Source organism: Pseudogulbenkiania sp. MAI-1 (assembly GCF_000527175.1).
In the GTDB taxonomy this organism is placed as follows: Bacteria; Pseudomonadota; Gammaproteobacteria; order Burkholderiales; family Chromobacteriaceae; genus Pseudogulbenkiania.
In genome coordinates this window covers 2999030-3011935 of record NZ_AZUR01000001.1, presented here as the reverse complement: position 1 = coordinate 3011935, position 12906 = coordinate 2999030, and the positions used below count along the sequence as shown (strand labels likewise).

Genomic DNA, 12906 nt, shown 5'->3' with positions numbered 1-12906 from the left:
CTGTAGATTTAGCCCTTTTTGCGCATCCCACCCCATACCCCAAGCCGATTCCGCTTGGGGTTTCATTTTTCAAATTGCAGTCTATTTCTCCTTATCAAGTCCCCGCCGAGTTTGCCGCTCCAGCTTGCTGCTGTATCGGGTAAATCCAGTCCGATTCTTCCTGTTCTTTTCATCGCTGCTGATACGGGTGATGCGACAGCTTCTCGATGTTGTGCACCAGGCAGAACAGCTGCCATTGCGCGTTGACCTTCTCCTTCCCACGCAGGGTGAAACGGTTCAACCGCTTGTTATGGCGCAGGTTGCCGAACACCGGCTCCACTGTGCCTAGGCGCTGGCCGTATAAGGCCCGGCCCTCCGGGCTGTCGATGCGCTTGCGCATCGCGGCGGTATACGGGTTGGCCGGCGTCGGGACATCTTTATAGAAGAACGTCACCTGCCGCACCGGCGTTTTGTCCGGGTGGCGCAGGCACTTCTCACGCAAGAGGCATGGTTGGCAATCACGCTTGGCTCCGGTGAATTTGCGGCCGACCTTGCCGTTGTGCGTGCAGTTCTGGCCGTTACTGTAGAGCGACTTCCCAGCCGGGCAGATCGCGACATTGCGCGCTTCATCGAGGCTGAAGTCAGCTGGGCGGAACAGCTTGGTGGGCTTGGCTTGCCGGGTTTTGTCGTATAGCGGGTCCGGGGTCTGTTTGTGCTTGGCCTGATCGGCAAACCGTTCGTCACGCTGGCGCATGCCATTGTCGGCGATGAGCGCGGGAATCTGGCGCTCGGCCAGTTGCTTGAGATTGGCCTCGGAGTGATAGCCGGCGTCGGCAGTGATCACCGTGTCGGGCATGAATTGCGGCCCCAGGGCGTCGACCACTTCCATGAATAGGGCGTGTTCCGAACCGCTGCCGAAGGCCTGGGCATTGACGATGATCTGGTGCCGGCTGTCGACAGCAGCGACGCCGGTATAGCCCTGAATCACGCCTTTGCTGGTAGCCATCTTGGCGCTGTCGTTGTCGGTACGGTTGCTCTTGCGCAGCGTGCCCTTGGCCGAGGTTTTATCGTCTGGATGGTCGATCAGCCATTGCCGCAGGACCAAGGCATCGCGCTCGAGGCGTGTGATGCGTTGGCGCTCCTTCTGACGGATATCCGGCTCGATCGCCAACGCGTCGGCCTCGCGGTGCCGCTGCAGTATCGTCTTGGCCGCGGCCTCCAGCTTATCGGCTTGCTGGGCGAACTCGGCGCGGGTGCCACTCTTGGCTTTGGAGGCATTGCAGGGGAGTTTGACGCCGTCGATGGCGAACATCTCGCGCCCGATCAGGTTCTGTTGGTCGCACAGGTACAACACTTGGGCAAAGACCTGGCTGATCTTGTCGCCCAGCGCGCTGATGAAGCGGGCGATGGTGGTGAAGTGCGGCTGGGTATCGCCGGACAGGGCGATGAAGGTGACCTGCTCACGACAGGCACGGGCGATGCTGCGGCTGCTGACAAGTCCACGCGAATAGGCGAACAACACCACCTTGAGCAGCATGGCTGGGGGATAGGCGGGTGCCCCATTGTGATCGTTGCCGAACTCGGCATCGAAGCTTTTCAAATCGATCAGATGGTCGAGCAGGTAGTCGAGTGCGTGCTCGAAGGTGCCCGGCTGCAGCTGCTGACGGAGGTCTACTGGCAGGAGGCGTGGGCTGGTATCGATGTGTTTGTAGCGGGCCATGCCGGATATCCCATGATGCAGTCAGGATATGTTGATGGGATGGTGGCGCGGTGGCAAGATGGAGTTTTAGTACAGCTTCGTTAGACGTGGCTGGGTGCTACGATTCGGTAGATTAATGGTCCTTGTCTGTCATAGTAGTGAGATGCGATAAAATGAAAGTGTTTTTTACAATTTTGGTCTCCTTCTTTATTGGAGGTTGTTCTTCGCTTGGTAATACATTTAAGGACTACTCAAATCATTCTTTTCAGTCCTGCAGGAAAGGGGATTACACAGGCGACTCTTGTAAGTGTCATTCTGAAAGAATAAATTCTTGCTATGCAATTAAATCAAAGGTGTATGCTGGGGCGGAGGACGATTTATTTATCCTTTCCGCGCCATTTGCCTTTGCCTCTGAAAAGTCGGATGAGAAAAAGAAAGTTGCATGGACAATGCCATTTTTTGTAATTGCATGGCCTTTTGCGCTCGTTGATTTGCCTTTTAGTACACTATCTGACTCCGTCCTCTACAAGATTCACAAGAGGCAGGACGATAATCTTATTGATCGCCTTGAGATGGAGAGTCAGGCAAGAAAATGAAGCATCAACGGTAATTGAGCGACTTCGCTTCTTTTAACGTGACGGCTCAGACGGTTTTTGTGGTTACAGCGGCTGGCTTAGGCGCTGGGTCTAACATTGCGTTGGAGAGGGACGGTCCGCGCGTTGCGCGGCCCGCCCCTCAACTTGGGTCGTTAGAAACCAACGTGGCTTCGTGTCAGGAAATGCATGACTCAATTAGAAGAAAAGCTGCATCAAAAAATCTCTCAACTGTCAGAGTGTGGAAACTCCTTGGCTGCTATAGGGGAATACGAGCAGGCCAAGTCAAAATTCCTTGAGGCAATTAAATTGCTACCACAACCCCACACAGATTGGCCAGCTGCAACATGGTTGTATACGGCAATTGGGGATATGCACTTTCACCTCAAAAACCGTGAAAAAACGATGAAATGCTTTGTTAATGCAGTGCAATGTCCAGGCGGTCTTGGAAATCCATTTGTTCACCTGCGCCTTGGTCAGGCTATCCGGCATCTGGAGTAGGTTCCGAATGAACCGTGCCGATATGGAATCGGCCCGAAATGCGTTATGAAGAGACGGAAGAGTAGCGGCGTTGTGTCGCGTGAGTAGCACTTGGTCAGCCATGATGAGTGATCACTCTCGCTGCAACGCTGGGCCTGGCCTACCACTATCACGCTTCGACGTTTTATTGGCGACTCCTAATCCAGCGTGCGGCGGAACGTCTTCAGTCCTATTCCCAGAACCACCGCCATGAACGCCAGGATGGGCCAGACCTGCGGCCACAGCAGGCTGGCGTCGTTGCCCTTGAGCAGGATGCCACGCATCAGCTTCACCATCTTCTTCCGTCGGCTGGCCGGATTCCGCCAGGACGACGCGCTCAACGCCCCGATCCGCGACCTGTTCGTCGAGCGCGAGCAGTTCGACGTCTGGGCCGCGCGCTACCGCGAGCGGCTGGCGTGGGAAGGAAGCGTCGACGCGGAGCGGGCCTTGCGCATGAACCGCGTCAACCCCAAGTACGTCCTGCGCAACTACTTGGCCGAGGTGGCGATCGCCAAGGCGCGTGACGAGCGCGATTACAGCGAGATCGAACGCTTGAGCCGCTGTCTGGAAAAGCCGTTCGACGAACAGCCCGAGTTCGAGTCCTACGCCGGTTTCCCGCCGGAGTGGGCGGAAGAGATCAGCGTCAGCTGTTCCAGCTGAGGGGGCGAGTCGCCACCCGGCGTGCCGCGCGGCAGCGACGTGACGCAAAAAGGCCACACCGGTGCGGTGTGGCCCGAGAGGAGAGCGAGCGGGGTCAGTCCTTGCTCGCCGCCAGACCCACTTCCAGCATCTCGTCGAGCGGGGCCGCGTCGCGATGATGCTTGGTGGCGAGGAAGTAGCCGAAGCCAGTCAGCAGTGCCAGCACGAAGCCGGTGAACACCAGCTGGTTGAGCCAGGCCATGGTGATCAGCGATACCACGGCGATCGCCAGTGCGATGGCAGGGAACAGCGGGTAGAACGGTGCACGGAACGGACGCTCCAGGCGCGGTTCGTTGGAGCGCAACTTGAACAGGCTCAGCATCGACATGATGTACATCACCAGCGCGCCGAACACCGACATGGTGATGATGTTGGCGGTTAGTGTCTGGCCGCCGAACTTGATCCACTCGTCGCTGAAGATGGCGGCGATGCCGATCGCGCCACCCAGCAGGATGGCACGGTGCGGGGTCTTGAAACGCGGGTGGACCTTGGCGAACCAGGGGGGCATGTAGCCGGCGCGGGCCAGCGCGAAGATCTGCCGCGAGTAACCCATGATAATGCCGTGGAAGCTGGCGATCAGGCCGAACAGGCCAATCCACACCAGCATGTGCAGCCAGCCACTGCGATCGCCCACCACCGCCTTCATCGCCTGTGGCAGCGGATCGTTGATATTGGCCAGCTTGCGCCAGTCGCCCACGCCGCCGGCCATGATCATCACCCCCACCGCCAGCACCACCAGCGTCAGGATGCCGCCGATGTAGGCCTTGGGGATGGTGCGGCGCGGGTCTTCGGCCTCTTCGGCCGCCATCGCCGCGCCTTCGATTGCCAGGAAGAACCAGATCGCGAACGGAATCGCCGCCAGGATGCCGGTGAAGGCCAGGCTGGAGAATTGTTCCGCACCAGCCCAGCCATTGGCGACGAAGTTGCCGAATGAGAAGCCCGGTGCAACCACGCCCATGAACACCAGCAGTTCGCCGATGGCGAGCAGCGTCACGAACAGCTCGAAGGTGGCCGCGATCTGCACGCCGAGGATATTGAGCGCCATGAACACCAGAAAGGCGCCGACGGCGGCCAGCTTCGGGTCCAGTCCCGGGAACTGTACGTTCAGGTAGGCACCGATCGCCAGCGCGATGGCCGGCGGGGCGAACACGAACTCGATCAGCGTTGCCGCGCCGGCGAGAAAGCCGCCGGTGGGGCCGAAGGCGCGGCGGGCGTAGGCAAACGGGCCGCCGGCGTGCGGTATCGAGGTGGTCAGTTCGGTGTAGCTGAAGATGAAGGTGGTGTACATCGCGGCGATGACCAGCGATGTCACCAGAAAGCCCAGCGTGCCGGCACTGGCCCAGCCGTAGCTCCAGCCGAAGTACTCGCCGGAAATCACCAGACCGACGGCGATTCCCCACAGATGAATGGTCTTGAGGCTGGGTTTCAGCTCCCGTATGACCTTTTGCTTCTCCATGACTTCTCCTTTTTCCCAGTCTTGATGCATGGTGGCTTGTCGCCGAAGGCCTGCACCGGTCTGTGCCGGTTTGTCAGGCGAGTGAGGGTGCCCCGCACGCGGTTTTTGCGGCGGGAGGACCCGAGTTCAACGCCGCCGGCTGGCGGCCATGCCGATCAGGTGGTCGAACAGCGCCTGCTGTGTGCGATCCTGTCCAGCAGTGATTTCCGGGTGCCACTGCACGGCGATCAGCTGCGGGTGGCCGTCCAGCTCCACCGCCTCGATGACGCCGTCCGGCGCCCACGCGACCGGGCGCAGCCCTGCGCCCAGCCGGTCGATTGCCTGGTGGTGCCACGAGGCGGACTTGCTCTCGGTGCCGATCAGCGTCGCGAGGCAGCTGTCCGGTGCTACCTCGATGGCGTGTGGTACCGGCTCGCGCGGCGGCGCGCGGTGCAGCGTCTTCTCGCCGACCACGTCCGGCAGGTGCAGGTGCAGCGTGCCTCCTAGCACGGTGTTGACCAGTTGCAGGCCGCGGCAGATCGCCAGCGTCGGCAGGCGGCGTGCCAGCACTGCCCGCGCCAGCGCCAGTTCGGTGTCGTCACGCGCCGGATTGAGGTTGTAGATGGTGTCGTGCCGGCCACCATCGTAGTGCTCGGGGTCGATGTCGCCGCCGCCGATCAGTACCACGCCGTCCACGCATGACAGCCATTCCTCCACCATCGCAACGCCCACGTGCGGCAGCAGTACCGGCACCCCGCCGGCGCGCACCACGGCGTTCACGTAGTCGTCCGGGGTGTGATGCCCGTGTCCCGGGCCGGGTGGGTAGGTGGTCAGCCCGATGACAGGTTTAGCCATGGAGTCGTCCCTCGCAGGCGGCGCGGAAGATGTCCGCGTAGTCGTCGGCCGACAGCGGCAGCGGGTTGCCGCCATCGCTCGGGTCTTGTTTGGCCTCGTGGCCAATCTGCTCGGCGTGTTCAATGCCGATGCCGGTCTCGCTCAGCGTATGGGCGATGCCCAGCTTGGCGCGCAGCGCGACGATCCAGGCGAGGAAGCCGTCGAAGCTGGCGTCGGCGAGGCCGATGTAGCTCGCCGCGGCGGCCAGCCGGTCCTCGATCGCCGGACGGTTTTTCACTAGTACGTAGGGCAGCAGGATGGCGTTGGCGAGGCCGTGGTGGGTGTCGAAGTGCGCGCCGATCGGGTGCGCCAGTGCGTGCACGCCGCCCAGCCCTTTCTGGAACGCGGTGGCACCCATGATCGACGCCGCCAGCATGTGCGAGCGCGCCTCGATGTCGTTGCCGTTCGCGCAGGCCTTTTCCAGCCAGTCGTGCACCAGCTTCATGCCTTCCAGCGCCACGCCCTGCGCGATCGGGTGGTAGAACGGCGAGCAGAACGCCTCCAGGTTGTGCACGAAGGCGTCGATGCCGGTGGCAGCGGTCAGGTGGTGAGGCAGGCCGCAGGTCAGCTCGGGATCGGCCAGCACCAGCCTGGGCAGCATCGCCGGGTGGAAGATGATTACCTTGCGGTGGCCGTTCTCGTCGATGATCAGCGAGGCGCGTCCCACTTCAGAGCCGGTGCCGGCTGTGGTGGGCACGGCGATGGTCGGTGCCACGCCGGCCACGTTGACACGGGTCCAGTTGTCGCCGACGTCCTCGAAATCCCACAGCGGGCGGTCCTGGCCCACCATCAGCGCGATGGCCTTGCCCACATCCAGTGCGCTGCCGCCGCCGACGGCGATTACGCCGTCGTGGTGGCCTGCCTGGTAGGCGTTCACGCCAGCCTCGACGTCGCGGCCGACCGGGTTGGGGCGCAGGTCACAGAACACGCTGGCCGTCAGGCCGGCCGTCTGCAGGTAGTCCATCAGCCGGGCGACTAACGGCAGTTTCGCGAGCCCGGGGTCGGTGACCAGCAGCGGGCGCTTGATGGAGAGCTCGCCGCACATGGCCGGCAGCTCGCTGGCGCGGCCGGCGCCGAAGCGGATGGAGGTTGGGTAGTTCCAGTTGCCTTTGAGTTGCATGACGCTAGATCCTTTGCTTGTCGGGTGACGGCCTGTCGCTGCAACGGACAGGCCGGGGGCGGTTTGTCGGGTTAGTCCTTGAGGTGGAAGGATTTGACGCGAGTCAGCTGGCCATAGCCCAGCACCGATAGCGACACGCCGCGCCCGGTGTCCTTGACGCCGGTCCATGCCAGCGTCGGATCCAGGTAGTCGCAACGGTTCATGAACACCGTGCCGGTTTCGAGGCGCTCGCCCAGGCGCACCGCGGCGTCGCGGTCGGCGGTCCAGATCGACGCAGTCAGGCCGTAGCGGCTGTCGTTCATCAGTGCAATGGCCTGCTCGTCGCCGTCCACCGCCATGATGCCGATCACCGGACCAAAGCTTTCCTCGCTCATCACGCGCATGCCATGGTTGACGTTCACCAGCACCTGTGGCGCGAGATACGCCGTGCCCGGCGCATCGGCGGCAAAGTGGCCGGCCGGAATCAGCGTGCTGGCGCCTTGCCGCACGGCCTCGGCGATCTGGCCGCGCACGAACTCGGCCGAGGAGGCTCGCACCATCGGCCCGAGGTTGGTGTTCGGGTCCAGCGGGTTGCCGAAGCGGTAAGCCTTGGTAAGCTCCACGAAGCCGGCGACGAAGGCGTCGTAGTGGCGACGGTGCACGTAGATGCGCTCGATGCCGCAGCAGGATTGGCCGGAGTTGAAGAAGGCGCCGTCCACCAGGTTCTCGATGGCCGACGGTAGGTCGGCGTCCTCGCGCACGTAGGCCGGATCCTTGCCGCCCAGTTCCAGCCCTATGCCGATGAAGCGCTCGGCGGCGGCACGCTGTACTGCACGACCGCCCTCCACCGAGCCGGTAAAGGCGACGAAGTCGACGTCAGGCGAGGCCACCAGCTGCAGCGTGCTGGCGTGGTCGAGGTGCAGCACCTGGAACACCCCGGCCGGCAGCCCGGCGGCCTTGAACGCCTCGTCGAACAGTTCGGCCACCAGCGGCGTCTGGCTGGAGTGCTTGAGGATCACCGCGTTGCCGGCCACCAGCGCCGGCACGATGGTGTTGATGGCCGTCAGGAAGGGGTAGTTCCACGGAGCCAGCACCAGCACCGTGCCCAGCGGCTCGCGGCGCAGGAAGCGCTCGAAGCCTTCTTTCGGTGCGGGGCGGATGTCGGCCAGCCCTTCGTCGGCCAGCGCCAGCATGGTGCGGGCGCGCTCTTCCAGCCCGCGCACCTCGCCCGGCGACTGGCTGATCGGCCGGCCGATCTGGCGGGTGATGGCGTCGGCGATGCGCTCCTTGCGTGCCACCAGTTCGTCCACGGCGCGGCCTACCATCAGTTTGCGCTCGGTCAGGCTGGTGTGGCGCCAGCTCTTTCTGGCCAGCTTGGCCGCGTCCAGTGTGGCGCGCACCGCGGCGGTGTCGTGGTAGGGGTGTTGCAGCAGCTCGCTGCCGTCGATGGGGGAGATAACGGAAAAGGTCTGGCTCATGTCAGATGATCTCGAAGTAGCGGTTCAATTCCCAATCGGTCACGTGGCGCTGGAACTCGCGTTCCTCCCACTCGCGGGTGGCAGCGAAGTGATCGACGAAGTCGTCGCCGAACCAGTCGCGGGCGGCGGCGGAGTGCTTCAGTGCCTGGGCCGCCTCCCACAGCGAGCGCGGCAGCTGGCGTTCCGGCGACACGTCAAGCAGGTAGCCGTTGCCGCTGATCGGCGCGTCAGGCTCGATCTCGTTGGCGATGCCGTAGAGGCCTGCCGCCAGTCCGCTTGCCAGCGCGAGGTAGGGGTTGGAGTCGGCGCCGGGCAGGCGGTATTCCACGCGCTGCGACTTGGCGCTGCCGGGAATGGCGCGGATGGCGACGGTGCGGTTGTCTACGCCCCATGTTGCGGTGGTGGGCGCCCAGTAGCCGGGCACCAGGCGACGGAAGCTGTTGATGGTCGGGGCGGCGAGACTCATGAACTGCGGCATCAGCAGTTGCAGGCCGCCAATGAAGTGGCGCATGGTGCGGCTGATATTGTGCGGCTGGCTGGCGTCGTAGAAAGCGCTGCTGCCATCGCCGTTCTTCAGCGAGATGTGGATGTGGCCGCCTTGGCCGGAATAGTCCTGGTGCCACTTGGCCATGAAGCAGGCGGTGCGGCCCTGTTTCTGCGCCAGTACCTTGCTGAAGGTCTTGAACAGCGCGGCGTTGTCGGCGGCCGGCAGTGCTTGGTCCACGGTGAGCGCCGCCTCCAGCTGGCCGGGGCCGGTTTCCTCGTGGAAGCCTTCCAGCGGCATGTTCATGCGTTCACACAGCTCGATCAGGCCGCGGTAGAACTCGGTGTTGACGGAGTTGCGCAGCACCGAGTAACCACAGGCGCCGCGTCCCAGCGGCTTGATGTCGCGATAGCTACGCCCGAGCAGCGACTCGTTGCTTTCATCGGCCACCAGAAATTCGTACTCGATGCCGGCCATGGCCTCGAAGCCCATCTTGCGGGCACGATCTGCTACCCGGCGCAGCAGGCCGCGTGGGCAGAGCGCTTCCAGCCGGCCCGTCACCTCGCCCTGCACCAGGATCATGTTGTCTTCCAGTGGCAGCTCGCGGCAGGTCTCCGGTATCAGCCGCACCTGGGCGTCGGCGTAGCCCTTCTGCCAGCCGGTGAGCGTGGTGTTGTCGTACAGCCGGTCGTTCACGTCCCAGCCGAACACCACGTCGCAGAAGCCGAAGCCGCCATCGAGGGCGGACAGGAACTTGTCGCGCGAGATGTACTTGCCGGCCATAACGCCATCGAGGTCGTACAGCCCGACCTTGATCTGCCGCAGATTGCGCTCTTGCACCAAGGTACGCAGGTCGGCGGCGGTTTTTACGTCGAGTGGATTCATTGTCTCCTCAGCCTTTCCTTGCAGACAGAAAACGGAGCCTGTTCCGCCCCTCTGCAATAGTAGTAAATGTTATTTTTTTGCTGTGCAAGCTTAATTTGTAATAAAAATTACGTTGCACTGCAGCGACGACTGCTCCAAGATGTAAGAAACCTTGTATGGAGACGCCCGATGAGCCAGAACCGCTCTGTTGCAGAAATGCTGCGCACCGAAATGGACCGGCTGACACCGACCGAACGCAAGATTGCGCGCACATTGCTGGCGAACTATCCGGTGGCCGGCCTGGAAACCATCGCGCAGCTGGCCGCCCGGGTGGATGTTAGCGGCCCTACCGTGCTGCGCCTGGTGGGCAAACTGGGCTTTGACAGCTACTCCGCGTTCCAGGCGGCGCTGCGCAGCGAACTGGAGGCCCGCCTGCAGTCGCCGCTGGTTCGGCGCGACCCCGGGGCGGGGACGGCGGAGGACGATTTCCTCGGCAACTTTGTGCGCCGGCAGGCCGAGTTGATGCTACAGACGGCGGCCAACGTCAGCCGTGCCGAGTTCGACGGCGCCGTGGAGTTGCTGGCTGACCCCCGGCGCCGCATCTGGCTGCTGGGCGGTCGGCTGACCGAACCCATCGCCGCCTACCTGTGCCACCACCTCAAGGTGATCCGCCCGGACGTCACGCTGCTGCGCTCGCTGCCGGCGGGGTGGGCCGACCATCTGGTGGACATGGACAAGCGCGACGTGCTGGTGGTGTTCGACATCCGCCGCTACTGGCAAGACGCGCGGCGCATGGCGGAAATGGCGGCCGAGCGCAAGGTGCAGGTGGTGCTGTTCACCGACCAGTGGCTGTCGCCGGCGGCGCGCTGTGCCCGCTACACCCTGGCCGCACATACCGCCGGCCCTGCCGGATGGGACACCAATACGCCGCTGTTGATGCTGGTCGATGCGCTGATCGCGGCCATCAATACCCGTTACTGGGACAGCATCAGCAATCGCCTGCGCGAGTTGGAAACGATGCGAGAGCAGCTGGGCGAGGGCAGGGACGGCTGAACCGGGGGAGCGTCATTCACGTGGTGCAGGTCTCCCTTGTCCTCTCAATCCAGCGTGCGGCGGAAGGTCTTCAGTCCTATCCCCAACACCACCGCCATGAACGCCAGGATCGGCCACACCTGCGGCCACAGCAGGCTGGCATCGTTGCCCTTGAGCAGGATGCCGCGCACCAGCACCAGGAAATGGGTCAGCGGCAGGCAGTTGCCGATGGCCTGCGCCCAGCCCGGCATGCCGCGGAACGGGAACATGAAGCCCGACAGCAGTATCGAGGGCAGGAAGAAAAAGAAGGTCATCTGCATCGCCTGCAGCTGGTTGCGCGCGATCGAGCTGAAGGTGATGCCGAGCGTCAGGTTGGCGCAGATGAACAGCAGCACCACCGCGTACAGCAACAGCAGGCTGCCCAGCATCGGCACGCCGAAGATCCAGCGCGCCGCCAGCAGCACCAGCGACACCTGGATCAGCCCGATCAGGATGTAGGGCACGATCTTGCCGGTCATCACCTCGAGCGGCGTGGCGGGCGTGGCCAGCAGGTTCTCGAAGGTGCCGCGCTCGCGCTCGCGGGTCATGGCGAGCCCCGTCATCAGCACCATGGTCATGGTCAGGATCACCCCCATCAGCCCCGGCACGATGTTGTAGGCGGTCACCCCTTCCGGGTTGTAGCGCTTGTGGATGCGCAACTCGATCAGCGGTTTTCCCGGTGGGTGGAAGCCGGGCAGGTCGGGCGCGAACACCTCGTTGCCGAGATGGTTGAGCACGGAGATCGCGCCGCCCGCGGCCACCGGGTCGGTGGCGTCGGCCTCGACCAGCAGCGCCGGCTGCTCGCCGCGCACCAGCGCGCGCTGGAAGCCGGCCGGGAAGGTGATGACAAACTGCACGTCGCCGCGGTCCAGCAGGCGCTGGGCCTCGCGTTCGCTGCTCACGCTGCCCACCAGGTCGAAATAGTCGCTGTTCCGCATCGCGGCGAGGTAGGCGCGGCTGAACGGGCTCGCCTCGGCCATCACCACGGCGGTGGGCAGGTGCTTGGGGTCGGAATTGATGGCGAAGCCGAACAGCGTCAGCTGGATGATCGGGATGCCGATGATCATGCCGAAGGTCAGCCGGTCGCGTTTGAGCTGGATGAACTCCTTGACGACGATACCGAGCCAGCGTTGCAGCGAGAAACGGGTAAGGGGGGAGCGGCTCATGGCGCCTCCTGGAACGGGTCCTGGCTGTGCTGCATCAGCCGGATGAACACGTCTTCCAGCGTCGAGGGGACGCGCTCCAGCGCGAGGCCGTGGTCATGGCAGAAGCGTTCGAGCTCGGGCTGCAGCGTGGCGACGTCGGCGCCGCTGACGTGCAGCAGCGCCCCGAAGCTCGCTACCTGTTCCACCCCCGGCAAGCGGCGCAGTTCTTCGCCCAAGCCGCCGAGGCCGGGGCCGGAGAGCTCCCAGGTGGCGAGCTGCTGGGCGGCGATCACCTCGTCGGCGGTGCCGGCGGCGAGCAGCTTGCCGTAGGACAGGTAGGCCAGGCGATGGCAGCGCTCGGCCTCGTCCATGTAGTGCGTCGACACCAGGATGGTGATGCCTTCGGCCGACAGGCGGTGGATCTCCTCCCAGAAGTCGCGCCGCGCCTTGGGGTCGACGCCGGCGGTCGGTTCGTCGAGCAGCAGCAGGCGAGGGCGGTGCAGCAGGCAGGTCGCCAGCGCCAGGCGTTGCTTCCAGCCGCCCGACAGCGTGCCGGCGAGCTGGTCGCGCCGTCCCGACAGGCCGAGGTCTTCCAGTGCCCGGTCGACCGCCTCGCGCCGGCCGCTCATGCCGAACATGCGCGCCACGAAATCCAGGTTCTCGGCGATGGTCAGGTCGTCCCACAGCGAGAACCGCTGGGTCATGTAGCCCACCTGGCGCTTGATCTCGGCGCTTTGCGTCAGCACGTCGTAACCCAGGCAGCGCCCGCTGCCGCTGTCCGGCGTCAGCAGTCCGCACAGCATGCGGATCGAGGTGGTCTTGCCGCTGCCGTTGGGGCCGAGAAAGCCGTAGATCTCGCCCTCGCGCACCTGCAGCGACAGGTCGCGCACCACGTGCTTGTCGCCGAAGTGCTTGTTGAGGGCGGTGACGTCGATGGCGAATTCCAT

Annotated in this window: 13 protein-coding genes; 4 read left to right on the top strand and 9 right to left on the bottom strand. The window is 63.8% G+C overall.

What is annotated here, in order from left to right; genetic code table 11:
* Positions 1 to 169: 169 nt before the first annotated feature.
* On the bottom strand, positions 170 to 1699 hold the full coding sequence (locus PSEMAI1_RS0114050) for an IS1182 family transposase (RefSeq protein WP_024303496.1): 1530 nt from the start codon (positions 1697 to 1699) through the stop codon (positions 170 to 172).
* A gap of 152 nt (positions 1700 to 1851) precedes the next feature.
* On the opposite strand from PSEMAI1_RS0114050, the gene PSEMAI1_RS21850 reads away from it, so the two are divergent.
* Positions 1852 to 2274 carry a YceK/YidQ family lipoprotein gene (locus PSEMAI1_RS21850; RefSeq protein WP_156943148.1) on the top strand — a complete coding sequence of 141 codons (423 nt, stop codon included), beginning with the start codon at positions 1852 to 1854 and terminating at the stop codon, positions 2272 to 2274.
* A gap of 186 nt (positions 2275 to 2460) precedes the next feature.
* A complete protein-coding gene (locus PSEMAI1_RS21845) occupies positions 2461 to 2772 on the top strand; it encodes a hypothetical protein (RefSeq protein ID WP_156943147.1) in 312 nt (103 codons plus the stop codon).
* A 176-nt stretch (positions 2773 to 2948) separates the two neighbouring features.
* Here PSEMAI1_RS21845 and PSEMAI1_RS22330 read toward each other — a convergent pair whose 3' ends face one another.
* Positions 2949 to 3074 carry a hypothetical protein gene (locus tag PSEMAI1_RS22330; protein ID WP_255327054.1) on the bottom strand — a complete coding sequence of 42 codons (126 nt, stop codon included), beginning with the start codon at positions 3072 to 3074 and terminating at the stop codon, positions 2949 to 2951.
* Between PSEMAI1_RS22330 and PSEMAI1_RS0114035 the strand changes: the two genes are divergently transcribed.
* On the top strand, positions 3064 to 3450 hold the full coding sequence (locus PSEMAI1_RS0114035) for a protein adenylyltransferase SelO family protein (protein WP_024303495.1): 387 nt from the start codon (positions 3064 to 3066) through the stop codon (positions 3448 to 3450). The genes PSEMAI1_RS22330 and PSEMAI1_RS0114035 overlap by 11 nt on opposite strands.
* A 94-nt stretch (positions 3451 to 3544) precedes the next feature.
* Here PSEMAI1_RS0114035 and eat read toward each other — a convergent pair whose 3' ends face one another.
* From eat to PSEMAI1_RS0114010, 5 genes are all read right to left on the bottom strand, one after another.
* A complete protein-coding gene (eat, locus tag PSEMAI1_RS0114030; protein WP_024303494.1) occupies positions 3545 to 4945 on the bottom strand; it encodes an ethanolamine permease in 1401 nt (466 codons plus the stop codon).
* Positions 4946 to 5071: 126 nt separating this feature from the next.
* Positions 5072 to 5779: a gamma-glutamyl-gamma-aminobutyrate hydrolase family protein gene (locus PSEMAI1_RS0114025; protein WP_024303493.1), complete on the bottom strand. Its 708-nt coding sequence runs from the start codon at positions 5777 to 5779 to the stop codon at positions 5072 to 5074.
* Entirely contained in the window at positions 5772 to 6938 is a 1167-nt protein-coding gene (locus tag PSEMAI1_RS0114020) for an iron-containing alcohol dehydrogenase (protein WP_024303492.1), read from the bottom strand. The genes PSEMAI1_RS0114025 and PSEMAI1_RS0114020 overlap by 8 nt, the downstream gene beginning before the upstream one ends.
* 71 nt (positions 6939 to 7009) lie before the next feature.
* Entirely contained in the window at positions 7010 to 8395 is a 1386-nt protein-coding gene (locus PSEMAI1_RS0114015) for an aldehyde dehydrogenase family protein (RefSeq protein WP_024303491.1), read from the bottom strand.
* A 1-nt stretch (position 8396) separates the two neighbouring features.
* On the bottom strand, positions 8397 to 9764 hold the full coding sequence (locus PSEMAI1_RS0114010; protein ID WP_024303490.1) for a glutamine synthetase family protein: 1368 nt from the start codon (positions 9762 to 9764) through the stop codon (positions 8397 to 8399).
* 168 nt (positions 9765 to 9932) lie between these two features.
* Between PSEMAI1_RS0114010 and PSEMAI1_RS0114005 the strand changes: the two genes are divergently transcribed.
* Positions 9933 to 10796, top strand: coding sequence for a MurR/RpiR family transcriptional regulator (locus PSEMAI1_RS0114005; protein ID WP_024303489.1), 864 nt, complete (start codon positions 9933 to 9935; stop codon positions 10794 to 10796).
* A gap of 44 nt (positions 10797 to 10840) precedes the next feature.
* On the opposite strand, the gene PSEMAI1_RS0114000 is transcribed toward PSEMAI1_RS0114005, so the two are convergent.
* A complete protein-coding gene (locus PSEMAI1_RS0114000; RefSeq protein WP_024303488.1) occupies positions 10841 to 11980 on the bottom strand; it encodes an ABC transporter permease in 1140 nt (379 codons plus the stop codon).
* A complete protein-coding gene (locus PSEMAI1_RS0113995; protein ID WP_024303487.1) occupies positions 11977 to 12906 on the bottom strand; it encodes an ABC transporter ATP-binding protein in 930 nt (309 codons plus the stop codon). The genes PSEMAI1_RS0114000 and PSEMAI1_RS0113995 overlap by 4 nt, the downstream gene beginning before the upstream one ends.